Origin of the sequence: Bacillus stratosphericus, from assembly GCF_020524495.1 — a bacterium.
In the GTDB taxonomy this organism is placed as follows: Bacteria; Bacillota; Bacilli; order Bacillales; family Bacillaceae; genus Bacillus; species Bacillus stratosphericus_B.
On sequence record NZ_JAIVLB010000037.1, the window covers coordinates 1 to 24,119 of the forward strand.

The following is a 24,119-nucleotide window of genomic DNA, read 5'->3' on the forward strand; positions in this document are numbered from 1 at the left end:
GGATAACTCACTCTTGTCCCCATAGAAAAAACACCTCCATGTTTTATTTCGGATCACAACGGTCCGTTTTCAAACTTGAAGGTGTTTTTTATTTGTCTCATCTTAGGGGGTCAGTCCCCGTCAGAGGTCTCTGGCGTTTTTTCTAGTGTTCATTTTGGCCGTAAGGTGCGTTTCATGTGCGATCGGAATTTTTCATGCCATTTGCATCTTCTTTTTTCGAAATATCCCCACCCTGGGGTGAATATTTCATTTGTTGAATTGTTTTTGTTAAAATATGATCAAAATCACGTGAGTTGGTTTGAAGACGTGAAAAATTGGCAATGGATTGAAAGTGCTCTGGATTATCAGAGACGTACACATGATAATAACGAGGGAGAACAGAAACCGCTGTTTTTTTCACTTGATCGGCTGATTCATCTCGGTTTTTGTTTCCTGTTCTATACACAATGAGTGCCTCCTCATCTGTGACAAGTGTGGCTGCATCTTTTATGTTTGGTAGCTGCACGGCTAAACTTGTAATGATGTGAGCAAGGTGCTCACGATTTAAAGCAGGTGTTTTTTCTTTCTGATCCGTTATTTGCTGACGCTCATAACGCACATACCCTACTTTGTTAGTGTCTGCTTCCGGCATGTTGGAATTATTTCCTTCATGACGATCAGACAGCCGGATGGTTTTACTTGAAGAATCTTCATCCATTTGCCTATTCATGCCTGATTGAAAGCCGCATCCGCCTAAAAGCATGCATAGGAGAATACTGGCTGTCAGTTGTTTCATCATAAATGTGACCTCCTTTTATCTTTAGCTTCGGCTAAAACGGAAAAAACATGCTTTAGCAATTGATGGAGTTCTTCCAATGGATTATCATTAAAGATGGATCGTTTAAAAAGAGGTGAGAAGATGATCGTCATTCAGAATGCTACCTTTGATCTTGTGAGAGATATCAAAGACGGTTTTAATGAGGAAGCGTTTAAAGCAAGGTACTCAGATATTTTAAATAAGTATGATTATATCGTGGGGGATTGGGGCTACAATCAGCTTCGGCTGAAGGGGTTTTTTGATGACCAAAACCAAAAGGCCACATTCGATACAAAAATCAGCACACTCGATGAATACATTTATGAATACTGTAATTTTGGCTGTGCCTATTTTGTCTTAAAACGAATCAGAAAATAACGCAAAGGGGAGCGTCATAATGTATTTCGTAGACAGAAAGAAGATTGAAAAGACGTTACGTTTTTTCGAGGAACAATATAATTTGATGCGTAGTCGTCAAATATGGATAAGTCCATTAGAGAAAAAAGCGCTGGAACGAATCGTTCACCTGCTCATAGAATGTATTCTTGATACGGGGAATGATATGATTGATGGCTTTATTATGCGTGATCCAGGAAGCTATGATGATATCATGGACATTCTTGTCGACGAAAAGGTCGTACCAAAAGAGGAAGGTAGTATGCTGAAAAAGCTTGTTTCTTCGCGTAAAACGCTAGTTCAGCACTATCAGGAAGTAGTTCATCACGACTTATTGCAGGTAATCAGCGAGGTAGAACAGGCGCTTCAAGTATTTCCGAACCGTATCCGTACCTACTTGGAGCAGGAGCTTGGACCAGTATCAGCGTTTAAATAAACCATTGGAGTTGTGAGCATCATGAAATACAAAGGCTATTTAATTGATTTAGATGGGACGATGTATAAAGGAACAGAAAAGATCGAAGAGGCGGGTCAATTTGTTCACAAGTTAAATGAGTTGAACATCCCTTATTTGTTTGTCACGAATAACTCTTCGCGCACCCCGAAGCAGGTAGCAGAAAAACTTTTGTCTTTCGATATTTCAGCAACGGAAGAACAAGTTTTTACAACAAGTATGGCAACGGCAAATTATATTGCGGAACAAAAGAAAGATGCGTCTATTTACGTCATAGGAGAAGAGGGAATCAGGCATGCCATTGAAGAAAAAGGACTGACCTTTGGACAGGAAGATGCTGATTTCGTCGTTGTCGGAATTGATCGAGACATTACATATGAAAAATTAGCGGTAGGGGCGATTGCCATCCGTCGAGGTGCTCAATTTGTCTCGACTAATGGAGATATTGCCATTCCGACAGAAAGAGGACTTTTACCAGGAAACGGTTCGTTAACGTCTGTATTGACCGTCACCACAACGGTTCAGCCAACGTTTATCGGAAAGCCAGAGTCTATCATTATGGAACAAGCCATGCGGGTGCTCGGGACAGATGTGTCTGAGACGCTTATGGTCGGTGATAACTATGATACAGATATTATGGCAGGCATGAATGCAGGAATGGATACATTGCTCGTTCATACAGGGGTGACCACAAAAGAGCTGCTTCAGCAGTATGAAAAGCAGCCAACTTATGTCATTAATTCATTATCTGAGTGGATCGAGGGATGATCGTAAAAAAGAGGACAAGTGTTACACGTGCGTCCTCTTTTTTGTGTTATTCCGCATTTCTCGAACTATGTGCCAGCCGGCTTGAGGCTGCCGCTGCAATGGCGCCGATAATGTCATCTAAAAAGGTGTGGCACTCGCCTTTAGATTTATCGTCCAGTCTCCCAAGAATCCCTGGTTTTTCTTTATCGATATATCCATAATTCGTAAAGCCGATGGAACCATAAATATTGACGATGGCAAAAGACAAAATTTCATCGACGCCATAAAGGCTTTCGTCTGTTTCAAGAATCGATTGCAGCGGCTCGGTCAGTTTCTTTTGTTCGGTTAGGACATCGAGTTCAATGCCTGTTAAAATCGCATTTTGGACTTCACGCTTTGCGATGACACGCTCCACATTGTGGATACACTCTTTCATGTCTAAACCAGGATGATATTTTTTCTGTAAAAAGAAGACAAGGTCTGCTATATCTTGAATGGTTACCCCTCGCTCTTGTAAACGGCGTCTTGCTATTTTTTCTACTTCGTTCATCTCATGATGATGTGGCATGTATTCCTCACCCAATCCTCGTAATTTATCCACAATGTGTAAAAAAGCTTCGCATAGTAAATAGTATTCATAAATCCCTCAACCTGCGACTACGATATGATAAGAGACTGATCATATGAACGCAGGTGAAAACATGAAAGAAACCATTTATCACACATTTGGAATTGATGTTCGTCAATTAATGCCATATGGCAATTATCAGAGCTTTCAAACGGCGAATGCTCTTTTCCTGATTGTTCCTGTGTCTCATTTGCGAGAAGAAGAACTCACAGAGCTTTATCATATCAGTCAGTATTTACTGAATGACGGTGACCCATACGTCGCTGTGTTTGAATTAACGAATGAAGAGAAGCCCACCTTCACTCATGGGAAAGAGTTGTACGCTTTATTAAAGGCAGCGCCACCGATCACAAGCCGCTCATTTGAGCCTGCATCAGAGCTGGCGGCCTTTCATGTTAGGGGAAGAGGATTTCCCTATGAGGTATCTGAAACAAAACGTGTGGGAGCCTGGAAGGAATTGTGGGCAAAACGGTTAGATCAGCTTGAAGGCTTTTGGATGCAGCAAATGCACCAAAAACCACTTGAACCATTTGAGAAGAAATTTATTGAATCCTTTCCGTATTATCTTGGATTAACGGAAAATGCCATTCAATATTTAGTGGATACAGAGCTTGATGATGAACCGAAAGAATGTGACTCGGGTACTGTTTGTCATCAGCGCTTTTCACGTATGACATGGCCGCATGAGCAGCCGCTTCGTTTACCTGTTGATTGGGTATTTGACCATCCAACAAGAGATATCGCAGAATATTTGAGAGAAACCTTTGTACAGCATAAAGAGGATTTAATTGAAGAGGGATTTTCCTTTTTGCAGCAATATGAGCAGGTCACCCCTCTTTCATCATTTTCAAAGCGACTGTTATACAGCCGTCTTCTGTTTCCGCTTCATTATTTTGAAATCGTTGAAGGCTATTACATGTCAGGAGAAAATGAAAAATCTTATTATGAAGAGCGGTTAGATTATGTATTAAATGATGCCAACCGCTATGAATATTTTCTCAAGGTCTTTCAAGAAATGAGTGCCATGCGAAGCGGTGGGAATCTCATCCCTCCTGTTGGATGGATTCATCAATCCGCTGATTTGAAGTTTCAGTGAACAGACGAAACGTCTCTTTTCTCTTGAGGCGTTTTTCGTTATGCTTAAAGAAATCAATCAAAGGAGTGTTTTTCTTGTCGAAACCTTATGTTTATATCACAAGAAAGCTAGATGAAACATCACTCACACCATTAAAAGAAGTTGCTCATATCGAGATGTGGACGAGCGAGGATGAGCCATGTCCACGAGAAACATTAGTAAAACAATCTGCCAAGGCGGATGGGCTCCTTACGATGCTGTCGGATCAAGTGGATGAGGCACTTTTATCAAATGCACCGAACTTAAAAGTGGTCGCAAATCTTGCTGTTGGCTATGACAACATTGACCTTAAGGAAGCTAAAAAGCACGGTGTCATAGTATGTAATACACCGGACGTATTAACAGAATCCACGGCTGACTTAGCCTTTGCACTTTTGATGGCATCAGCTAGACGGATTGTGGAGGCGAGTGACTGGATTAAGGAAGGAAAGTGGACAGGCTGGGGGCCGCTTCTTCTTGCCGGTGCCGATGTTCATCACAAAACCCTTGGGATTGTCGGAATGGGCAGAATTGGAACAACACTTGCCAAGCGGGCAACGGGCTTTGATATGAAGGTGCTTTACCATAACCGTTCAAGAAAGCCGGAGGTCGAAGAGCAACTAGGTGTGACATATACCACCTTTAATGAACTGCTCATACAGTCTGATTTCATTGTGTGTCTGACCCCTTTAACACCAGAGACAAAACAAATGTTTAATGAGAAAGCATTTGATCAGATGAAGAACACGGCATATTTTATCAATGTATCCAGAGGCCAGACCGTGGATGAGAAGGCTTTATATGAGGCTGTCAAGACAGGGAAAATTGCAGGAGCAGGACTGGACGTATTTAGTCAGGAACCTGTCAGACCTACTCATCCATTAACGACACTACACAACATCACGGTTCTTCCTCATATCGGAAGTGCAAGTATCGAGACAAGAAAAACGATGATGCATTTATGTGCTGAAAATATCGCGCTTGTCTTACATGATAAGCAAGCCAAAACACCGGTTCAGCCATAATGTTTGGCTTCCCGACTTTCGGGAGCTTTGCTCACGAAAATATTTTGAAAATATAGAATCTTGATATAAATAGCTGTTAAGCGGTTTCATTCTCACATTCTCGTATTTTATTACCTTGTCAAAATGAGGATAGCCCTTTATAATGTGTGTACATTGAATGTCTGTGTTGTGTTAACAAATGTCTTTTTAGAGAGGACATTTACAGAGAAAGGTGGAATTTCAGGTGAAGGCAATTCGAGTTGGACTACTAGGGTTAGGAACAGTGGGGAGCGGTGTCGTAAAAATTATCCAAGATCATCAGGATAAATTAATGCACCAGATAGGCTGTCCGGTATTAATAAAAAAAGTGCTTGTTAGCAATCCCGATAAAAAAAGAGATGTGGATGTGGCAAGAGAGGTCTTCACAACTGAAGTATACGATGTGATTAGAGAACCAGAGGTCGACGTCATTATTGAAGTGATGGGCGGCATTGAAGATACAAAACAATATTTAATAGATGCGTTAAATGAGAAGAAGCATGTGATTACAGCCAATAAAGATTTAATGGCGCTTTACGGAACGGAGCTTTTACATGTAGCGAAAGAAAATGGCTGTGATCTTTATTATGAAGCAAGTGTCGCTGGAGGAATTCCGATTCTACGTACCTTAGAAGAAGGATTAGCCTCTGATCGAATCACAAAGATGATGGGCATCGTGAACGGCACAACCAATTTTATTTTAACAAAAATGAATGTCGATAAAAGCGCATATGAGGATGTATTAAAAGAAGCGCAAGATCTCGGCTTTGCAGAAGCAGACCCGACGGCTGATGTAGAAGGACTGGATGCCGCAAGAAAGATGGCGATTCTTGCAAGGCTCGGCTTTTCAATGAATGTTGATTTAGAGGACGTGAAGGTCAAAGGCATCTCTGAAATAACTGATGAGGATATTGATTTCAGCAAACGATTTGGCTATACAATGAAGCTGATCGGTATTGCCCAAAGAGACGGAGAGAAAGTAGAGGTCAGTGTACAACCAACCCTATTGCCTGATCATCACCCACTGTCATCAGTCAACAATGAATTCAATGCTGTGTATGTCTACGGTAGTGCTGTGGGAGAAACGATGTTTTATGGACCTGGAGCAGGAAGCCTGCCAACCGCAACAGCTGTTGTTTCGGACTTAGTCGCTGTGATGAAAAACATGCGTCTTGGCGTGAACGGAAGCGGATTTATTGCACCACAATTTGAGAAGAAGATCAAATCATCATCGGAAGTCTTTGCTCAACAATTCTTAAGAATTCATGTCAGAGATCAAGTTGGGGCGTTTTCCCGCATTACGTCTATTTTTTCTGAAAGAGGCATCAGCTTTGAAAAGATCCTTCAACTGCCAGTGAAAGGGCATGATGAGCTTGCTGAAATTGTGATTATTACACATCAGACGTCAGAAGAAGATTTCTCGAATATCCTGCAAAAATTAAACGATCTCGACGTGGTGGTTCAAGTGAAGAGCACGTACCGAGTAGAAGGGAACGGTTTAAGCTGATGAAGTGGAATGGACTCATTGAAGAATTTCAAGAATTCTTACCAGTAAACGAAAAAACACCAAAACTAACATTAAATGAAGGGAATACACCGCTGATTCACCTTGAAAAGCTTTCTGAAAAGCTGGGGATTGAGCTGCATGTGAAGACAGAAGGGGTCAATCCAACGGGCTCTTTCAAGGATCGAGGAATGGTCATGGCAGTCGCAAAGGCAAAAGAAGAAGGCAATGATACGATCATGTGTGCTTCGACAGGAAATACCTCTGCAGCGGCAGCGGCTTATGCAGCTCGCGCGGATATGAAATGTATTGTCATCATTCCAGATGGAAAAATTGCCTTCGGTAAGCTCGCACAGGCGGTTATGTACGGAGCAGAAATCATTGCCATTGACGGCAACTTTGATGATGCACTTAAAATAGTCCGCAGCATCTGTGAAAAAGCGCCGATTGCACTCGTCAATTCCGTCAACCCTTACCGAATTGAAGGACAAAAGACAGCGGCATTTGAAATCTGTGAGCAGCTAGGCTCTGCGCCAGACGTACTGGCTATTCCTGTTGGAAATGCAGGGAATATCACAGCCTACTGGAAAGGATTCAAAGAATATCATGAGCAAAAAGGAACTGGACTGCCTGTTTTGCGCGGTTTTGAAGCAGAAGGTGCAGCAGCCATCGTACGAAATGAAGTGATTGAACAGCCAGAAACAGTGGCAACGGCGATTCGTATCGGGAATCCAGCAAGCTGGAAGCAAGCTGTGGCCGCGGCGGATGAATCAAACGGAAAAATTGATGAAGTCACAGATGAGGAAATTCTTCATGCGTATCAATTGATCGCACGTGAAGAAGGTGTGTTTGCAGAGCCGGGCTCATGTGCGTCTATTGCGGGTGTACTAAAGCAAGTGAAATCTGGAGAAATCAAGCCAGGCAGTAAAGTCGTTGCTGTATTAACAGGAAACGGATTGAAAGATCCGAATACGGCGATTGATATTTCACAAATCAAGCCGGTTACACTCGATGCAGATGAAGATCAAATTCTTGAACACTTAGAAAAGGCCGCACGCGTATGAGTGAAGCCTCCATGCTTTTTTCAATCACAGTACCGGGAAGCACTGCCAATTTAGGACCAGGCTTTGATTCAGTTGGAATGGCGCTCAGCCGCTATTTAAAGCTATCGGTCTATGACCATGATAGATGGCTCTTTGAAGCAGAAACAGATGTCGTGTCTGGTATTCCATCAGGCACTGATAACCTGATTTATCAAACAGCCAAAAAGGTCGCAGATGACTTTGGAAAAACACTCCCGCCTGTTCATGTCAAAGTGTGGAGTGATATTTCATTGGCACGTGGGCTAGGTAGTAGTGCTGCCGCCATCGTGGCCGCCATTGAGCTTGCCAATCAGCTGCTTGAATTAAATATGACCGATGATCAGAAGCTCTTTTTTGCAAGTGAGGTAGAAGGTCATCCAGATAATGCAGGTGCCTCTTTATTTGGTGGTTTACTCATTGGCCTTCATGAAGAAGACAAGACACATGCCGTAAAAGTGCAGCATGTGGATGTAGACGTTGTTGTCGTGATTCCTTTTTACAAGGTTTTGACAAAGGATGCCCGTGATGTCCTGCCAGAGGATTTTTCTTATAAACAGGCGGTTAGTGCGAGTGCTGTGAGTAACGTCCTTGTCGCCGCCTTAATGACGCAGAACTGGCCGCTTGTCGGTGAAATGATGAATAAAGATTTGTTTCATCAGCCTTATCGCACCATGCTTGTTCCAGAGCTGTCAAAGGTGAAGCACATCGCTTCGCTAAAAGGAGCATATGGAACCGCGTTAAGCGGTGCTGGGCCGACGATCCTCACATTAGTTGAAAAAGGAAAGGGAGAAGTGCTGAAAGAGCAGCTTGCCCAAAATTTCCCGCATTGTGAAGTAGATTTGCTGACGGTGCCGGTAGAAGGTGTCGTCGTAGAACATCATCCTATGAATCAAGTGTAGAACGTGTGGTGAATATGCACGTTCTTTTTTATTCTTGTATTGAAGGACAGAAGCAGGGATTATTATTTAGAGGGTCGAACTATTTTTTATGACATAAAAGGGGGAGATAAATTGATGAAGAAATTGATGACAGCAGAAGACGTAACGAAAATTGTTTCTGTGACTCATCCGGTCTATTCGCCAGATGGGAAAAGGGCTTTCTTTACAAAGGTAACGGTGAATGAGAAAAAGAATGATTACAATATCCATTTATGGGTTCGAAATGAAGAAACAGAGGAGCTGTCTCAATGGACATTTGAGGATGGAAAGCATCATCAGCCAGCTTGGTCAAAAGACGGTAAGCAGCTTGCCTTTATTTTTCAGAAGCCAAAAGAAGTCCCTCAGCTCGCACTCATCAACAGCCAAGGAGGCGGCGTGCGTACTTTAACGAATATTCCATACGGGGTATCTCATCCTGTATTTTCGCCTGATGGAGCTTTTATTTACGCGGCTGTATCGTTAAAACAAACAGAATCTGTTAATGATGAAAAAAAGGAGGAGCCAGATGAGTTTGCTCCGGCAGTATATGATGATTTGACCTATAAAGCAGATGGAAGAGGCTTTTTAGATGGACGTCTGACGCAAATTGTACAAGTAGATGTACGTTCAGGAGAGATAGAGACTGTCACCAACGAGCAGCATCATCATATGAATCATGTTGTCTCTCCTTGCGGGAAGTGGCTCGCCTATATTCAATCAAATACGCAGACGCCTTACATAAGTGATGTATGTCTCCTTTCATTAGAGGACGGTACATCTAGCAAAATCACAAAATCGACCGGTGCCTACTCCACCGTATCTTTTTCTCCAAATGGAGAAAGCCTTTTGTACATTGGACATGAGGGTGAATTTCAAAATGCAACCTTTCCGTCATTATGGCTGTATGACCTGAAGGAAGAAAAGACCATTCAACTGTCAGAAATGCTCGATATGTATGTGGGCAGCTGTATGGCTGGAGATAGTGTCATGGGTGAAGCCAATCAGCTTCCACAATGGACAAAGGACAGTCAGGGGTTTTATGCGCTTGTTTCTGATCAAGGAAGAACAGGGGTTTATTATTTCTCCATTGAAGGCTTAGCCTATCCAGTTCGACTAGAGGCAGAACACATTACAAACTTCAGCCTTCATCCAGATGAAACAAAAATGCTGATCAGCCGGCTGTCACCCGTCTCACCGAGTGAGTTGTATGAGCTGACTTTAGGTGAATTATCACTAAACCAAATCACCTTCGAGCATGATGCCTTTCTAAAAGAGCATGTCGTATCCGAACCTGAAACATTTTCTTTTCAATCGAAAGAGGGCGACGATGTACATGGCTGGTTCATGAAGCCTTGTCAGATGGAAGAGGGAAAGACATATCCGCTCATTTTAGAAATTCATGGCGGGCCGCATGTGATGTATGGTCACACGTATTTTCATGAATTCCAAATGCTCGCTGCTGAAGGCTATGCCATTGTGTACGTCAATCCTCATGGCAGTCACGGCTACGGACAGATGTTTACGGATCGTGTGAGAGGCAGCTATGGTGACGTTGATTATGAGGATGTCATGCTCGCTGTTGATCACGTGCTGGAAGCCTATGATTTCCTTGATGATACGAGGCTCGGGGTGACAGGAGGCAGCTATGGCGGTTTTATGACCAACTGGATTGTCGGAAAGACAGACCGCTTTCGTGCAGCCGTCACACAGCGGTCCATCTCGAACTGGATTAGCTTTTATGGCATTAGTGATATCGGCTATTTCTTTACAAGGTGGCAGATTGATGGGGACATTTATGATTCGATCGATAAGCTATGGGATCGTTCGCCGTTAAAGTATGTGAAACAAGTGAACACGCCGCTCCTCATCCTGCACAGTGACGAAGATTATCGATGCCCAGTCGATCAAGGAGAACAGCTTTTTGTGGCATTGAAGGAGCTTGGGAAAGACACAAGATTGGTCAAATTTCCGAAGGCGTCTCATGAATTATCCAGAAGCGGTCACCCGGCGCAGCGTATTCAAAGACTGACCTTTATTCAAGAATGGTTTAGAGACAAGTTATCCTAATAAAAAAATGACCCAAATTGGGTCGCTCAGCATGAAGACAAACCCTCGTTGTCAGTCCTGCGTGCTGGTGCTCACGAATATGAAATTCGCCCCGCGCCAGTACTTGGCCTTCCTAGACTTCATATCATGCTGAAAAGAAGACAAAGGGATAAAATCAAAATCATTTTAGCCCTTTGTCAATCATGACAAAACGACCCAAATCGGGTCGTTTTCATGTCATATATGAATTAGAAAACCTGTTCAACTTCTACAACGCCAGGCACTTCTTCTAATAATGCTCGCTCAATACCGGCTTTCAGTGTAATGGTTGAACTTGGACAGCTGCCGCATGCACCAAGAAGACGTAATTTGACAATGCCATCTTCAATGTCTACAAGCTCACAGTCTCCACCATCACGTAATAGAAATGGACGAAGTTTGTCCAGTACTTCTTGTACTTGGTCTTTCATTTCGACTTCAGTCATTAGATATAATCGCTCCTTTCACAACATATCACCATTATATTCATCTGGACAATAAAAATCTATTGATTGGTTTCAAAGTTTCCTTCTCATTATAGCACAATCTCATCTTGAAACAAAAAGTGAATTTGACTTTTTTCATACAGAAAATTCAGCTAAAATAAAGAAAGAAAGGGGGCTTTCAAATGAACCAAACCGTTGATCTTTATGTATATGGAAGAGATGTACTGTGCGCTAGCTGCGTGAATCTGCCTTCTTCAAAAGATACATTTGAGTGGTTAGATGCAGCATTAAAACGAAAATATCCGAATCAGCTGTTTCGCATCACATATATTGATATCGAGCACCCGCCAGAAAACGAACGCCAAAAAGAATTGTCTGAACGAATTCTTGATGATGAATTCTTCTATCCGCTTGTCCTAGTCGAGGATCAAATTGTTGGAGAAGGCAATCCCAAATTAAAAGACATTTATCAAGAAATGGAGAAATACGGGTACACTGAGAACAGTGAATAAGCTGTTCCTTTTTATATCAAAAAGGAACGTTTGTTTGATTGTGATGAAATGAAAGGAGAGTGGGCATCATGAATTATTTACTGATACAATCTCTTCATCAGCAAATACCAATTGACATGATTTATATGAAGAAAAACGGAGAGTGCACAAAGCGAAAAATCATTATACACCGTCAAACGGAATAGCTATACAAGCGTATTGTTAATCGAACAAAACAAAACGAACATTTCGTAAAGGCTGCATTCTTGCCCTTGCTCCTATCAAATTGTCCAATTCATCGGCACATGCCGTTTCATAAGAAAAAGCTCCTTCGTCAGGAAGAAGCTTTGAGAAAAAATTCACATGATTTTAGCCATTGTGATGCTTGTACATCCATAAAAGTCCAGATTTTAAGAGTCTTGGAACACGGCCTACTAGTGGACGATCCGCAACTAAGCCAAAACCAGCTTTTTTTCCTAAAGAACCTAATACACCTTTTAGCTTAAACTGCGGGTAAGCCTCAGGAAGCGGCTCGTTTTTCCAGCGTTTTTGTAGAGATTGGACAATTTGCTCTGCCTGTGCCTCGGCAAGCTGTGCACTTGGAGCATGCGGTAGACTTGCGCAATCACCAACGACATATACATGCTCATCTCCAGGGAGATTATGATGAGGAGTTAAGACGACGCGGCCTTGAACGTCTTTTTCAACCTCCATCTCTCGTACTACTTTACTTGGCTGAATTCCTGCTGTCCACACAATGACATCTGCTTCAATCGCATCGTCATGGTTGTAAACCACACCTTCTTCAACCTTCGTAATATTGGCGCAGTTAATGATTTTCACTTCGTTTTCTTCAAACCATTTCTGCACATATAAACTTAATCTTTTTGGGAAGCTTGATAGAATCAGTTCTCCGCGGTCAAAAAGAATAATGTTTAAATCAGCTCGGCTTTCTCGCAGTTCACTGGCTAGCTCTACCCCGCTCAGTCCAGCACCGACAATGCCAACCGTTGCGCCTGCGCTTAAATTGTTTAATTTGTTGTATGCAAGCCTTGATTGATCAATGGTTTGAATGCTGTATGTATGTTCTTTTGCACCAGGGACATTGTGGTACTTGTCCTCACATCCTAATCCGATGACCGTGTCGTCATATGGAGTAGGTTCACGGTCGCTGAATAAGATCTGTTTGTTTTCAATATCAATTTTTTCTACTTCCCCATATTGAATATCCAGCTTCGGATGCTCTGGAAAGGATACTCGAATGTGATGATCAGAGATCGTTCCAGCAGCAAGTGCATAATATTCTGTTTTTAAACAGTGGTAAGGATTTCGATCAATTAATGTGATAGTAACATCATCAGGTAATTGATTTGGCAATAAGCGGTGGAGAACTCGCATATTTCCGTAACCTCCGCCGATCAAGACTAAATTTTTCATGACGATTCTCCTTTTCCCCCTAGACATTGAAAAACACTTGCACTAAAAAATTTTAAGTTAAAATGCCAAATAAAATTATATCGAATTTACTTTGAAACCTCAATAATTGTTTCAAAATAACCTACATATTCATTCATTCGTCCTAAATAGTAAAACATTTTAGAGGAATAGGCGTAACGCTTTAGGGGAAGCTCATGTTTTGACTAATAAAAGGAATTTCGGTAGGATGGTAAGGCAATGTGAGGTGAAGCACAGTGTTTCCACTGATTGAATTTTGTGTAAGTAATCTTGCACAAGGGTCTCAAGAAGCAAAAGAGAAGCTTGAAAAAGACCCAAACCTAGATGTAATGGAATACGGCTGTTTAAGCTACTGTGGCAAATGTATGGACTCCCCATTTGCGCTTGTGAATGGAGAATTTGTTTCAGGAGAAAATGCAGAGCAGCTAGTCGAGCGAATTTATGCTTTTATAGAGGAAAATGACATGTTTTAAATGCACCACATGGGTCATGAGGTGCATTTTTTCACACTTCCATCTTCCATTTTTAAGGAGGAGAATGTATAGAAAGCGCCTCCAATATGTTATGCTAATAAAATATCATCAACATGAAGCATCACACAAGAGAAAAAGAGGCATATGCATAATAAAAGCCCTTTGCCATGGCAGCAAAGAGCTTTTATGTATGAAAAACGGGGGATGATAAGATTGTCTCCTGAATCGACTCCTTTTATACTATAAAGAAACAACATTTTTGGAGGACGCTCATGACACCATTTCAATTTACGAAAATGCACGGACTAGGAAATAATTATATATACGTCAATCAGATGAAGGAACAGCTTCCAGAAGAGAAGCTATCAGAAATAGCCATCCGCGTTTCTTCTGTTTACACAGGAATTGGTTCTGATGGAATGATCCTCATCTGCCCATCAGATGTTGCACCTGTGAAAATGCGCATCTTCAACAATGATGGATCAGAGGGGAAAAATTGCGGTAACGGGCTACGCTGCGTCGCAAAATATGTGTATGAGCATCAGATGGTGACAGACACGACGTTTCAGATTGAGACATTATCAGGACTCGTCAAAGCAACTGTCCATGTACAGAATAATCAGGTTCATTTAGTCACAGTGGATATGGGGACACCTCGTTTTGAAAAAGAAGCGATGCCGATGCTGGGCGAGCAAGGCAGCACAACGATCAATGAGGTGCTTGACTTTGGCACTGCTAGTTTGAATGGGACGGCCGTTTCAATGGGTAACCCGCACATCGTTTTCTATTTAGAGGACATTGAAAAGGCCCCGCTCGATTCACTTGGACCGATCATCGAAAAGCACGAGATGTTCCCAGAAGGGGTCAATGTGGAATTTGTTGAACTCGTCAGTGAAACGGAGCTGCATTTCCGTGTGTGGGAAAGAGGATCAGGGATTACCCAAGCCTGTGGAACGGGTGCTTGCGCTGCGGCCGTATCAACGATTGTGAATGGACATGGGAAAAAGGAAACGGACATGACGGTTCACCTAGCAGGTGGAGATCTTATCATTCGCTGGAAGGACAATGACCATGTGCTAATGACAGGACCTGCTGAAACGATTTGTGACGGCAAGTTTTACCTCTAAACCATTTATTTGAGAAAAGGCATCATCATGTTTATAATTGAAAAGAAACATCCAGTCAAAAGGAGGGATGATCATGAATACACCAGTCACAATTACAGAAGCTGCTGCGTTGCAGATTAAAGATATGATGAAAGAGCATGAAGAAGAAAATGCGTTCCTTCGAGTGGGCGTAAAAGGTGGCGGTTGCAGCGGTCTTTCATACGGCATGGGCTTTGACCATGAAGTAGCGGAGAAAGACACACAGTTTGAACAGCACGGCATACAGGTCCTTGTCGACTCCGAAAGCCTTGATATCATGAACGGAACCATCATTGATTTCAAACAATCACTAATGGGGGGCGGTTTCACCATCGACAATCCAAACGCCATCGCCTCATGCGGATGTGGCTCTTCTTTTAGAACAGCCACGAATACCGGTACGCCTGAGGAGTGTTAAGGGTTTAGTATCGATTAATTTTGTAAGTCCATATTTAAGACCTCCTCAAATAGATCATTAAATCGAGGAGGTTTTTTGCTATTCTTTAAAGATGCCAAAACTCAACTAGATTATGAAACAAACTCGTTAGGTGAGATGTGTGTAAAATATATCACATTAGGCTTTTTTATGATGATTTACGAAAAAGCAACTGTTGAACGGGCATCATAATGAAAAAAAACCTCTGGTAAAGTTACTTAATTAGAAAATAGTTCGCAATTTCTTAGTATTTCATCTGTACCAAGTAAGGTAGCTTCTTTAATCCCTACATGATTGTTCTTCATGAAAGATTGTACAGCTTGATAGCCTACTGCATAACCTGCAAAGGGTGATAATCCAACAGGTTGATACCCTTGTTCTTTGGCAATGAGATCACCAAACATATAACTGCTGACCTCAGCGAATCCTTTCGTATGTAAAGCGTCTTTTATCACTTCTTTTGAATAGTCTAAGTCCTGTTTATCAAAAGAAGTAACCCAAGGTCCTAAAAGTTGTTCCCCATAAAGTTCTTTTGCAAATGATTCAGCTAAGCCCTCTATCACTATGTAATCCCCAACTGTTACGTTTCCATGATCCCAATCAAAATATGAAAAACGGATATTATGATGGAATTCATGTGCAATGACGGCAGGAATTCTTGGGATATTATAAGGGCTTGGATAAATTGATACTTGGATAAAGCCTGGAATGCCTCCAAAGCCACAATATCCTTTTTGTCGTTCAAGCTTTTTCGGATCAGCTATATATAGGCCAAATCTCAATTCATCAGCATTTATATGAAGGTTGTGTTTTTTTATATAATCCATACAATTGTTCAAAGTATGATTAACGGTTTGAAGAGCTTGAATTTCTTCTAAACTGTCTAATGCCTGTCTCCCATTTTCTGTATCTAATACATCAAGATAGCCAAGCATATTGGTCGCCATTAAGACATCATAGCCATTAGGCTGTTTAGCTTTTAACGGAACATTTATCATATTCCACATCTTTTCAAAAGGTTTCATCATGGTGTACCGAAAAAAATGTTCTTTATTTTCTTTCAGCGAAAATAACTTTTTATATTGTTCAATTGTATCCTCAATGATGATTTTCATCGTTATGACCTCTTTTATGATGATTAGTAAAAACTTTCATCGCTTCACACATGAATGATGCCAAGCCTTTACCATATCGATCTATATTTTTTGTAAAACGTTCATCTTGCATATAGAGTTGACCTAATCCATAAAATGCATCAAGAGAGTAATGACTAAAGTTTTCGTTTAAAAAGTCATACCATTCTTTGATGGCGGATTGTACTTCTTTGGATTGCGTAGGGAGATTGCGTAGGGACGCTAAGTGATGAAAGATCCTATCCCATCTCGCAGATACATCACGTTGTTCCTCATTGGACAATCGACTTAATTTTAAGTTCATGTCATCAATGGAGTGATTCCCCCAACGACAACGAGCTTCTTCTTCATATTGATTGAGTTTCATGTTCATTCCCTCGAACCTCTCTTTATTTGTCAGGTGAATTTCTCCCGATATATGTTTTAATGTTTTATCGATATGTTCAATCATTTTATCGAGTTTATTTCGTTTCTCTATCAACATTTTTCGTTGTAAGGTAAATGCTTCCTTCCTGTCAAAGGAAGGGCTATCCATCATTTTTTTGATTTCCTTCAAGGTAAATCCAAGTTCTCTGAAAAATAATATCTGCTGTAATGTTTCAAGGTTTTCTTCTGAATAGAGCCGATAACGAGAATCAGTGACTTCTTTTGGTGTCAACAAACCAATTTGGTCGTAATGATGAAGTGTACGAATACTAATATCAAACAATTCAGCGACTTCTTTTACTTTCATGTCAAGCACATCTCCTTATAGTACCTACTATAAAGTATGACGTTACGTTAGGGTCAATAAAAAGTTCATGACCCTATCTGTTGTTCGAAATGTGTATAGGATCAAATTACCATTTCACGGTTTTTTGAAGTCTTGTGTATATGTTTATCCTGTAAGAATCAGTAGTTCTTCTGTGACATTCATAAAGAGATATAAATCGTTAATTTTGTTACAGCTTGTCCTCACAACTGGCTATTTCCACACGAAAAGAGTATCATGATAACCAAACAGAAACTGTATTCAGGAAAGAGGTTGCTGAGGATTGAGTGAACAAATCAATTGCAGAAACTGTCATGAACTCATTCCGTATCGTTCAAAAACGTGTCCAGCTTGCGGGATAGACAAGCCGCTTCCGAAAAAGGAACGTGTGAAGGATCGGGTAATTTTGGTTGTGGCAGGGATTGTTGTGGTGCTGCTTGCTGCAATGGTACTTGGAATGGCGAATGCCTATATTGGGGTTTTTCAATAAACGAAAAAGGAGTTCCGTGGGTGGAACCCCTTTTTTTCATCCGTCCTTATTTGTTTTCAAATAAGCTTGTGGAGTGAAGAGGCTGTACACGGGCTTTCGGGTCCATGTACGCTTTTGCGTTGTTCACAGCAGTTGGTGCTTCACCAAATCCGCTTGCAATCAATTTGACTTTCCCTTCATATGTACAGATGTCTCCTGCCGCATAGAAACCTTCGATATTTGTTTCCATTGTGGATTTAACCACGATAGAGTTCTTTTCGATGTCAAGGCCCCATTGTTTGATTGGTCCAAGGGAGGAAACAAAACCGAAGTTGACGATCACATCGTCCACATCAAGCACTTGCTTTTTATCGCCTTTGACTTCTTCAAGCACAATTTGTTCAATGCGGTCTTCGCCAATAAGCTCAGTTGGCACAAATGGTGTCAGTACATTGACTTTCGAGTTGTGCAAGTTTTCTACACTGTGCTCATGTGCACGGAATTTATCACGGCGGTGAATTATCGATATTTCTTTTGCGATTGGTTCAAGCATGAGTGCCCAGTCCACCGCAGAGTCTCCACCACCTAGAACAGCGACACGTCTGCCAGCAAATTGGTTCAAGTCATTGATGAAGTAATGAAGGTTCGTTCCTTCAAATGATTCTGCTGCATTTAGTTCAAGCTTTCTCGGTTGGAATGCACCGTTACCAGCTGTAATGATGATCGTTTTAGAATAATGAACTTCTTGATTTGTGACGAGTTTAAAAATACCATCTGCCTGTTTTTCAACCGTTTCTACAGCTTGCTCTAAGCAAATGGTTTGATCAAATTTATCCATTTGTTCCTTTAAATTATCAACTAATTCTTGTGCGCGGATTTTTGGGAAACCAGCCACATCATAAATGTATTTTTCAGGGTAAAGAGCGGATAGTTGACCGCCGAGCTGAGGAAGGCTTTCAATGATTTTCACACTCGCCTGTCTCATGCCTCCGTAAAACGCAGTAAACAATCCAACTGGGCCGCCCCCGATAACGGTAATGTCATATACCTTAGAATCTTCTTGCATTCCTTAATCCTCCCAAATGAAAATTGTTATCACTATATCATATCATACCACATATCGTTGTTTGACTTGTTTTGAAAAACTTGTCGTTTTTTGATGCAGGTGCTTTGACAAATAAAAAAAGTGAGAAAGATCGTTTATCATAAGGATTTTCAGTTTAAAGCCTTGAAAAAAGAAGCAGAACTCGCTATTATTGTTAAGGGAACTAAATATTAATTTTTTATGAATTTTTGTCGGATACGGTCAAATGCTTTCGTTTTTTGTAGGTGAAAGTTCAGATTTTCACATACTTATTTTTTGTTTCAATTTCATAAAATGCCGGAAAGCGGTTGAGAATAATGATATGTAATTCTTTATCCGTTTTACAGCAAATTTAAAAAAGGTGGATGTGATTCCAGTGAATAAACCGAAAATCGTTGTATTAGGTGCAGGTTATGGCGGATTAATGACAGTAACACGATTAACAAAACAGCTTGGCACAAATGATGTAGACATTACTCTTGTGAACAAGCATAATTATCATTACGAAACAACATGGCTACATGAAGCAAGTGCAGGTACACTTCATCATGATCGCTGTCGTTATCAAATTAAAGATGTAATTAACAGTTCCCGAGTCAACTTTGTCCAAGCAACAGTTGAGAGCATTGATAAGGAAGCGAAGAAAGTTTTGACATCAGATGGCGAACTTTCTTATGACTACCTTGTTGTAGCGCTTGGTGCTGTTCCTGAAACATTTGGTATTGCAGGACTTAAAGAATATGCCTTTTCAATCTCTAACATCAACTCTGCTCGTCAGCTTCGTGAGCACATTGAGCTTCAATTTGCGACATATAATACTGAAGCTGAAAAGCGTCTAGAGCGTCTGACAATCGTTGTCGGCGGTGCGGGCTTCACAGGTATTGAGTTCCTTGGTGAGCTTGGAAACCGTGTGCCTGAGCTTTGTAAAGAGTATGATATTGATCAAAAAGAAGTGCGTATTATCTGTGTAGAAGCTGCGCCAACAGCTCTTCCTGGATTTGATCCTGAATTGATCGACTATGCGATGAACTACCTTCAAGGTAAAGGTGTTGAGTTCAAAATCGGTACAGCGATCAAAGAATGTACGCCTGAAGGCATCATTGTTGGGAAAGACGATGATACAGAAGAAATCAAAGCAGCAACTGTTGTTTGGGCTGCAGGTGTACGCGGCAACCCAATCGTTGAAGAAGCTGGATTTGAAAACATGCGCGGCCGCGTAAAAGTGTCTCCGGATCTTCGTGTACCTGAGAACGACGATGTATTCATCATTGGTGACTGTTCATTAATTATCAATGAAGAAATCAACCGTCCATACCCACCAACAGCACAAATTGCGATGCAACAAGGTGAAACAGTGGCGAAAAACCTTACAGCGCTTGTGAAAGGTGGTACACTTGAAAGCTTTATGCCAGACATCAAAGGAACAGTTGCTTCTCTTGGTGAACACGACGGTGTAGGTGTTGCGTTTGGTAAAAAACTCCAAGGTACAAAAGCTTCTGCAATGAAGAAAATCATCGACAACCGTTCTTTATTCATGGTTGGCGGACCAGGACTTGTTCTGAAAAAAGGAAAGTTCAAACTCTTCTAAACATCAATAGACGAAAACGTGTATCCTCGTGATACACGTTTTTTTTATGAAATAGGGAATATTTTCTCACTTGGTACTGGACAGAAAAATGTGTTATGATAAATTATCAGAAAATTTAGATTAAAGGAGCGAGCAATATAAATACACAAACAAAAGAAAAAAATTCAACTTGTCAATATTGTTCAGGGAAAGGGTATTTTCAGCTATTGCTCGGCGGATCAGAAACATGTGAGGAATGTAAAGGGACAGGAAAGAAGCATTAATCCAACTGTTTTTTCCATTGATTGACTTCATCTCTATTTCCAAGTTAAACTAATGATGGGATATTTGGGGGTGAAGATGAAGTGATCAGTTTACCAGTCGTTATCATTTCAGTTATTTTATTTTTCGTGTTATTCTTCGGCATTGGATTTTTGCTGAATATGCTGCTAAGAATGTCATGGATTATGGCAATTTTATATCCAATTGTATGCCTTTTCATTATCAATAATCAAAAGATGGTGACCTATGTAAGAGAGCCAGACACCGCCTTTTCAGGAATAGGAGACCGCATTGTATCACTTGCTGCGGCAGATATCATTATTTTATTGAGCGGTCTGATTGGTGCGATTGCATCAGGATTTGTCATCAATGCACTTCGAAAAAGAGGCTATCAAATGTTTTAACTCACTTGTTGTCCAGCAAGTGGGTTTTTTTGTTTCTCCTTTGCATAGTTTCCATTTTGTTTGGAAACAAATAGATGGGTAGAGGAGTGACAAATAGAGATGAAAACATGGATGAAACGATTATTCATGACTGCCCTTTTTATACTTGCATTGATGACAAGTTTTACGGGCATATCTGGAGTAGAACCAAGTGATCTAGTTGCATGGGTAAAAGAGATCGATGCTGGGAAGCAAGTGTCTTCTTTTTTTCATAATCAAAAGAGACAGACGATGGCGGTCAAAAGCGATGACTTGCGATCTGTTTCCCTTGAAGAAGCGTTTAATTGGAATGATTATCCGAAGCAAAAGGTTGTCGCCACAGGCTATACAGCAGGTGTGGAATCAACAGGCAAGACAAAGGAACATCATGCATATGGCATTACATATTCAGGAGTCAAAGTGAAACGTGATTTATATTCAACAGTGGCAGCGGACCCTTCTGTCTTTCCAATTGGCACCGTGCTGTTTATCCCAAACTACGGCTACGGAGTGGTCGCAGATACTGGGAAAGCCATTAAAGGACATAAGCTTGATTTATATTATGAAACCGTTGATGATGTGTATAGAGAATGGGGTAAAAAAGTGCTCGATGTCTATATTATTAAAAAGGGAGAAGGGACGTTAACGGAAAAGGACTTAAATCAGCTAAATGAAGCAGAATCCATGCAAGTTTTTCGTCAGCAGTTTCAAGCGAATAAAGAATAAAAAAGCTTTGGATCTCAAAAGGTCCAAAGCTTTTTCGCTTCTACATGAAGTAATAATCTAAGATGAGTGTCAGCAAAATCCCTGTTAAGCCGCCGAAGAAGACTTCAATCGGCTTATGGCCTAGAAGCTCTTTCAATTTCTTTTGCTTCTCTTTTTCTCCTGCATTCGGGAAATTCTTTGCTTCGGCAACAAATCGGTTAAAATCTGTCACCAGCTTGTTGAGAACAGTAGCCTGTTCTCCTGCCTGTCTGCGAACACCTGTCGCATCAAACATCGTAATAATGGCAAAGATGGCAGAAATGGCAAAAGTCGATGTACCTAGCCCGTGCTCTAAAGCCACTGCTGTTGAGAGTGCTGTTACTGCTGCCGAGTGTGAACTTGGCATTCCGCCAGTGCTTGTAATGAGCGACCAATCTAGTCGTCTAGAAACGATAAATTGAATGGGAACTTTTACAAATTGCGCAAAAAAGATGGCTGCAAGGCTGGCAAGTAGCGGAAAATTCGTCAGTACGCTCATGAAAAAGAAACATCCTCTCTGTAAGAAAAAATATCGTGCGAAATGATTGACTGTTTATCCTAGTAAGATAAAAAAATGATTGCAGTAAAAATGGTTGCCAAATCCATGTTCATTATAACATTAAAGAAAGTAGATGTAGAACGTGGAGGACATGGACAGACTGCTATGAATCCTCGTCGCTTTTTCATGATGCCCTTCCGTGTGTAAAATTATAAATGTTCATCAAGTGAAGACAGACTGGCAATGATCGTATAGGCACGCAAATTTTGATATAATAGAAGTTCCAATGTGAAAAATGGAGTTCATTGAAGGAGCGTGTGATAAATATGTTTTTCTCGACAAATGAGTTGCAACATAAAGATACACTGGCCATCGGACTTTTTCAAAAGAGCCAATTATCAGGAAAAGCAAAAGAAATGGATGAATTACTTGAAGGAAGAATCACCGAATTATTAAAAGAAGGCGATATTTCATCAAAAAGAAATCAGCTTTTGACATTTTTCCCTTCCCCTGAAACAGGCATCAAACGCATTTATTTTGTCGGACTTGGGAAGGAATCAGATTACACGTTTGAAGAAGCAAAAGAAGTCTTTGCGCATTTATTTAAAAAGCTCCATCAAGATAAAAAGCAAGCGGTTTCGGTCTTGCTTGATACGTTTGTAGGAAGGGATATGCCTGTCCATGATGCAGCACATGCCCTTTCTGAAAGCTGCCTCTTAGCTACATATGAATTACAAGATTTTAAACATAAAACCAATGAACCAGATCGTTTTATCGAATTTGTATATGCAACGACAGAACATGATACAGCTGAAATTCAGGCTAGTCTGAAAGTAGGCGAAGTCTACGGGCAATCAGTCAATTCGGCTCGCACACTTGTGAATATGCCGCCGAACATGCTGACATCCTCTGATCTTGCTTCCTATGCTGCAGAGCTTGCGTATAAATACGAATTTGAGATTGAAATTTTAGATAAAGAACAAATGGAAGATCTCGGGATGGGCGGTATTTTGGCCGTCAATAGAGGCTCAACAGAACCACCAAAACTTATTGTGTTGAAATATCAAGGCAAAGAAGAATGGACAGATGTCATCGGCTTCGTCGGTAAAGGCATCACGTATGATACAGGTGGATATTCATTAAAGCCAAGAGCGAGTATGATTGGCATGAAAACCGATATGGGAGGCTCGGCTTCTGTTTTAGGAGCGATGGAAATTATTGGTGAACTTCGCCCGGAACAAAATGTGATTGCTGTCATTGCCTCAACAGATAATATGATTTCGGCAGATGCAATAAAGCCGGATGATGTGATTGTGTCACTGAGTGGTAAAACAATCGAAGTGCTCAACACGGATGCAGAAGGCCGCCTCGTGTTAGCAGATGGGGTGACGTATGCGAAGCAGCATGGTGCCTCTGTCCTTGTGGACGTTGCGACATTAACAGGCGGGGTCATTGTGGCGCTTGGGAATGAGACAACAGGTGTTATGACCAATAATGATGAACTGTATGCTCAGTTTAAAGAGGCTTCAGAAGAATGCGGTGAAATGATTTGGCAGCTGCCAATCACAGAAAAAGATAAAAAACGAGTACGAAACAGCAAAATGGCTGACCTCAATAACTCACCAGGTCGTGATGGTCATGCGATCATGGCGGGTGCTTTTATTGGTGAATTCGCTGAGGGCACCCCATGGGTCCACTTAGATATTGCAGGAACAGCGACAACTGAAAAACCTTCATGCTTTGGACCAACAGGGGCAACAGGCGTGATGGTCAGATCATTAGCGACATTTGTGGAACGATTTGAAGCAAAAAAATAAAGAAAAGGGCTCTGCCAGATGGGACTGACCCCATAATATGAGACAAATAAAAAACACCTTCAAGTTTGAAAACGGACCGTTGTGATCCGAAATAAAACATGGAGGTGTTTTTTCTATGGGGACAAGAGTGAGTTATCCA

27 protein-coding genes and 1 pseudogene are annotated in these 24,119 nt (G+C 41.2%); 20 read left to right on the top strand and 8 right to left on the bottom strand.

The window, feature by feature from the left end:
- Positions 1 to 172: 172 nt before the first annotated feature.
- Positions 173 to 778, bottom strand: coding sequence for a YhcN/YlaJ family sporulation lipoprotein (locus tag LC033_RS13380; protein ID WP_226569235.1), 606 nt, complete (start codon positions 776 to 778; stop codon positions 173 to 175).
- A 120-nt stretch (positions 779 to 898) separates the two neighbouring features.
- On the opposite strand from LC033_RS13380, the gene LC033_RS13385 reads away from it, so the two are divergent.
- From LC033_RS13385 to LC033_RS13395, 3 genes are read left to right on the top strand one after another with little or no spacing between them, the layout of a single operon-like run.
- A complete protein-coding gene (locus LC033_RS13385) occupies positions 899 to 1,174 on the top strand; it encodes a YutD family protein (protein WP_039181199.1) in 276 nt (91 codons plus the stop codon).
- 19 nt (positions 1,175 to 1,193) lie between these two features.
- A complete protein-coding gene (locus tag LC033_RS13390) occupies positions 1,194 to 1,628 on the top strand; it encodes a DUF86 domain-containing protein (RefSeq protein ID WP_226569237.1) in 435 nt (144 codons plus the stop codon).
- An 18-nt stretch (positions 1,629 to 1,646) separates the two neighbouring features.
- On the top strand, positions 1,647 to 2,414 hold the full coding sequence (locus LC033_RS13395) for a TIGR01457 family HAD-type hydrolase (protein ID WP_226569279.1): 768 nt from the start codon (positions 1,647 to 1,649) through the stop codon (positions 2,412 to 2,414).
- Positions 2,415 to 2,460: 46 nt separating this feature from the next.
- Here LC033_RS13395 and LC033_RS13400 read toward each other — a convergent pair whose 3' ends face one another.
- Positions 2,461 to 2,961, bottom strand: a complete 501-nt coding sequence (locus LC033_RS13400) for a phosphatidylglycerophosphatase A family protein (protein ID WP_226569240.1) — start codon at positions 2,959 to 2,961, stop codon at positions 2,461 to 2,463.
- A gap of 115 nt (positions 2,962 to 3,076) precedes the next feature.
- On the opposite strand from LC033_RS13400, the gene yutH reads away from it, so the two are divergent.
- The 6 genes from yutH (at position 3,077) to LC033_RS13430 (ending at position 10,748) form a co-directional block, all read left to right on the top strand.
- On the top strand, positions 3,077 to 4,117 hold the full coding sequence (gene yutH, locus LC033_RS13405) for a spore coat putative kinase YutH (RefSeq protein WP_226569242.1): 1,041 nt from the start codon (positions 3,077 to 3,079) through the stop codon (positions 4,115 to 4,117).
- Positions 4,118 to 4,191: 74 nt separating this feature from the next.
- Positions 4,192 to 5,160, top strand: coding sequence for a 2-hydroxyacid dehydrogenase (locus LC033_RS13410; RefSeq protein WP_226569244.1), 969 nt, complete (start codon positions 4,192 to 4,194; stop codon positions 5,158 to 5,160).
- Positions 5,161 to 5,383: 223 nt separating this feature from the next.
- Entirely contained in the window at positions 5,384 to 6,685 is a 1,302-nt protein-coding gene (locus LC033_RS13415; RefSeq protein WP_226569246.1) for a homoserine dehydrogenase, read from the top strand.
- Positions 6,685 to 7,746 (top strand): threonine synthase, encoded by a 1,062-nt coding sequence (gene thrC / locus LC033_RS13420; RefSeq protein WP_226569248.1) that lies wholly within the window; start codon positions 6,685 to 6,687, stop codon positions 7,744 to 7,746. The genes LC033_RS13415 and thrC overlap by 1 nt, the downstream gene beginning before the upstream one ends.
- On the top strand, positions 7,743 to 8,663 hold the full coding sequence (gene thrB, locus LC033_RS13425) for a homoserine kinase (RefSeq protein ID WP_226569251.1): 921 nt from the start codon (positions 7,743 to 7,745) through the stop codon (positions 8,661 to 8,663). The genes thrC and thrB overlap by 4 nt, the downstream gene beginning before the upstream one ends.
- A gap of 114 nt (positions 8,664 to 8,777) precedes the next feature.
- Positions 8,778 to 10,748 carry a S9 family peptidase gene (locus tag LC033_RS13430; protein ID WP_226569253.1) on the top strand — a complete coding sequence of 657 codons (1,971 nt, stop codon included), beginning with the start codon at positions 8,778 to 8,780 and terminating at the stop codon, positions 10,746 to 10,748.
- Positions 10,749 to 10,975: 227 nt separating this feature from the next.
- Here the strand turns inward: LC033_RS13430 and LC033_RS13435 are convergent.
- A pseudogene (locus tag LC033_RS13435) lies at positions 10,976 to 11,275 on the bottom strand (NifU family protein).
- A gap of 119 nt (positions 11,276 to 11,394) precedes the next feature.
- On the opposite strand from LC033_RS13435, the gene LC033_RS13440 reads away from it, so the two are divergent.
- A complete protein-coding gene (locus LC033_RS13440; RefSeq protein ID WP_226569255.1) occupies positions 11,395 to 11,724 on the top strand; it encodes a YuzD family protein in 330 nt (109 codons plus the stop codon).
- Positions 11,725 to 12,072: 348 nt separating this feature from the next.
- Here the strand turns inward: LC033_RS13440 and LC033_RS13445 are convergent, their stop codons facing one another.
- Positions 12,073 to 13,140 carry an NAD(P)/FAD-dependent oxidoreductase gene (locus LC033_RS13445; protein ID WP_226569257.1) on the bottom strand — a complete coding sequence of 356 codons (1,068 nt, stop codon included), beginning with the start codon at positions 13,138 to 13,140 and terminating at the stop codon, positions 12,073 to 12,075.
- A gap of 254 nt (positions 13,141 to 13,394) precedes the next feature.
- Here LC033_RS13445 and LC033_RS13450 point away from each other — a divergent pair, with 254 nt between their 5' ends.
- The 4 genes from LC033_RS13450 to LC033_RS16895 all read left to right on the top strand — a co-directional run bounded on the left by LC033_RS13450 (position 13,395) and on the right by LC033_RS16895 (position 15,404).
- Positions 13,395 to 13,631 (top strand): YuzB family protein, encoded by a 237-nt coding sequence (locus tag LC033_RS13450; protein WP_008346813.1) that lies wholly within the window; start codon positions 13,395 to 13,397, stop codon positions 13,629 to 13,631.
- 272 nt (positions 13,632 to 13,903) lie between these two features.
- Positions 13,904 to 14,758 carry a diaminopimelate epimerase gene (dapF, locus tag LC033_RS13455; protein ID WP_226569259.1) on the top strand — a complete coding sequence of 285 codons (855 nt, stop codon included), beginning with the start codon at positions 13,904 to 13,906 and terminating at the stop codon, positions 14,756 to 14,758.
- A gap of 73 nt (positions 14,759 to 14,831) precedes the next feature.
- Entirely contained in the window at positions 14,832 to 15,194 is a 363-nt protein-coding gene (gene erpA / locus LC033_RS13460; RefSeq protein WP_226569262.1) for an iron-sulfur cluster insertion protein ErpA, read from the top strand.
- 75 nt (positions 15,195 to 15,269) lie between these two features.
- On the top strand, positions 15,270 to 15,404 hold the full coding sequence (locus tag LC033_RS16895; protein WP_264188758.1) for a hypothetical protein: 135 nt from the start codon (positions 15,270 to 15,272) through the stop codon (positions 15,402 to 15,404).
- A gap of 26 nt (positions 15,405 to 15,430) precedes the next feature.
- Here LC033_RS16895 and LC033_RS13465 read toward each other — a convergent pair whose 3' ends face one another.
- Both LC033_RS13465 and LC033_RS13470 read right to left on the bottom strand, forming a co-directional pair.
- Positions 15,431 to 16,327, bottom strand: a complete 897-nt coding sequence (locus LC033_RS13465) for a DUF2268 domain-containing putative Zn-dependent protease (protein ID WP_226569264.1) — start codon at positions 16,325 to 16,327, stop codon at positions 15,431 to 15,433.
- Positions 16,311 to 17,078 carry a MerR family transcriptional regulator gene (locus LC033_RS13470; protein WP_226569266.1) on the bottom strand — a complete coding sequence of 256 codons (768 nt, stop codon included), beginning with the start codon at positions 17,076 to 17,078 and terminating at the stop codon, positions 16,311 to 16,313. Before LC033_RS13470 ends, LC033_RS13465 begins: the two co-directional genes overlap by 17 nt.
- A 301-nt stretch (positions 17,079 to 17,379) precedes the next feature.
- Between LC033_RS13470 and LC033_RS13475 the strand changes: the two genes are divergently transcribed.
- Positions 17,380 to 17,586: a hypothetical protein gene (locus LC033_RS13475; protein ID WP_226569268.1), complete on the top strand. Its 207-nt coding sequence runs from the start codon at positions 17,380 to 17,382 to the stop codon at positions 17,584 to 17,586.
- A gap of 46 nt (positions 17,587 to 17,632) precedes the next feature.
- Here LC033_RS13475 and yumC read toward each other — a convergent pair whose 3' ends face one another.
- Positions 17,633 to 18,631 carry a ferredoxin--NADP reductase 2 gene (gene yumC / locus LC033_RS13480; protein WP_226569270.1) on the bottom strand — a complete coding sequence of 333 codons (999 nt, stop codon included), beginning with the start codon at positions 18,629 to 18,631 and terminating at the stop codon, positions 17,633 to 17,635.
- Between the two features lie 388 nt (positions 18,632 to 19,019).
- On the opposite strand from yumC, the gene LC033_RS13485 reads away from it, so the two are divergent.
- From LC033_RS13485 to spsC, 4 genes are all read left to right on the top strand, one after another.
- Complete coding sequence (locus tag LC033_RS13485; protein ID WP_226569282.1) at positions 19,020 to 20,237, top strand: NAD(P)/FAD-dependent oxidoreductase; 1,218 nt, start codon at positions 19,020 to 19,022, stop codon at positions 20,235 to 20,237.
- 137 nt (positions 20,238 to 20,374) lie between these two features.
- Positions 20,375 to 20,500: a YuiA family protein gene (locus LC033_RS13490; protein WP_226569284.1), complete on the top strand. Its 126-nt coding sequence runs from the start codon at positions 20,375 to 20,377 to the stop codon at positions 20,498 to 20,500.
- Positions 20,501 to 20,581: 81 nt separating this feature from the next.
- Positions 20,582 to 20,902 (top strand): YuiB family protein, encoded by a 321-nt coding sequence (locus tag LC033_RS13495; protein WP_226569272.1) that lies wholly within the window; start codon positions 20,582 to 20,584, stop codon positions 20,900 to 20,902.
- 99 nt (positions 20,903 to 21,001) lie between these two features.
- The gene (gene spsC / locus LC033_RS13500; protein ID WP_226569273.1) at positions 21,002 to 21,646 is read left to right on the top strand and encodes a stationary phase survival protein SpsC; all 645 of its coding nucleotides are present in this window, start codon (positions 21,002 to 21,004) and stop codon (positions 21,644 to 21,646) included.
- 40 nt (positions 21,647 to 21,686) lie between these two features.
- Here the strand turns inward: spsC and LC033_RS13505 are convergent, their stop codons facing one another.
- Positions 21,687 to 22,163, bottom strand: a complete 477-nt coding sequence (locus tag LC033_RS13505) for a divergent PAP2 family protein (RefSeq protein ID WP_226569275.1) — start codon at positions 22,161 to 22,163, stop codon at positions 21,687 to 21,689.
- 326 nt (positions 22,164 to 22,489) lie between these two features.
- Here LC033_RS13505 and LC033_RS13510 point away from each other — a divergent pair, with 326 nt between their 5' ends.
- Positions 22,490 to 23,980 (top strand): leucyl aminopeptidase, encoded by a 1,491-nt coding sequence (locus tag LC033_RS13510; RefSeq protein ID WP_226569277.1) that lies wholly within the window; start codon positions 22,490 to 22,492, stop codon positions 23,978 to 23,980.
- Positions 23,981 to 24,119: the final 139 nt, after the last annotated feature.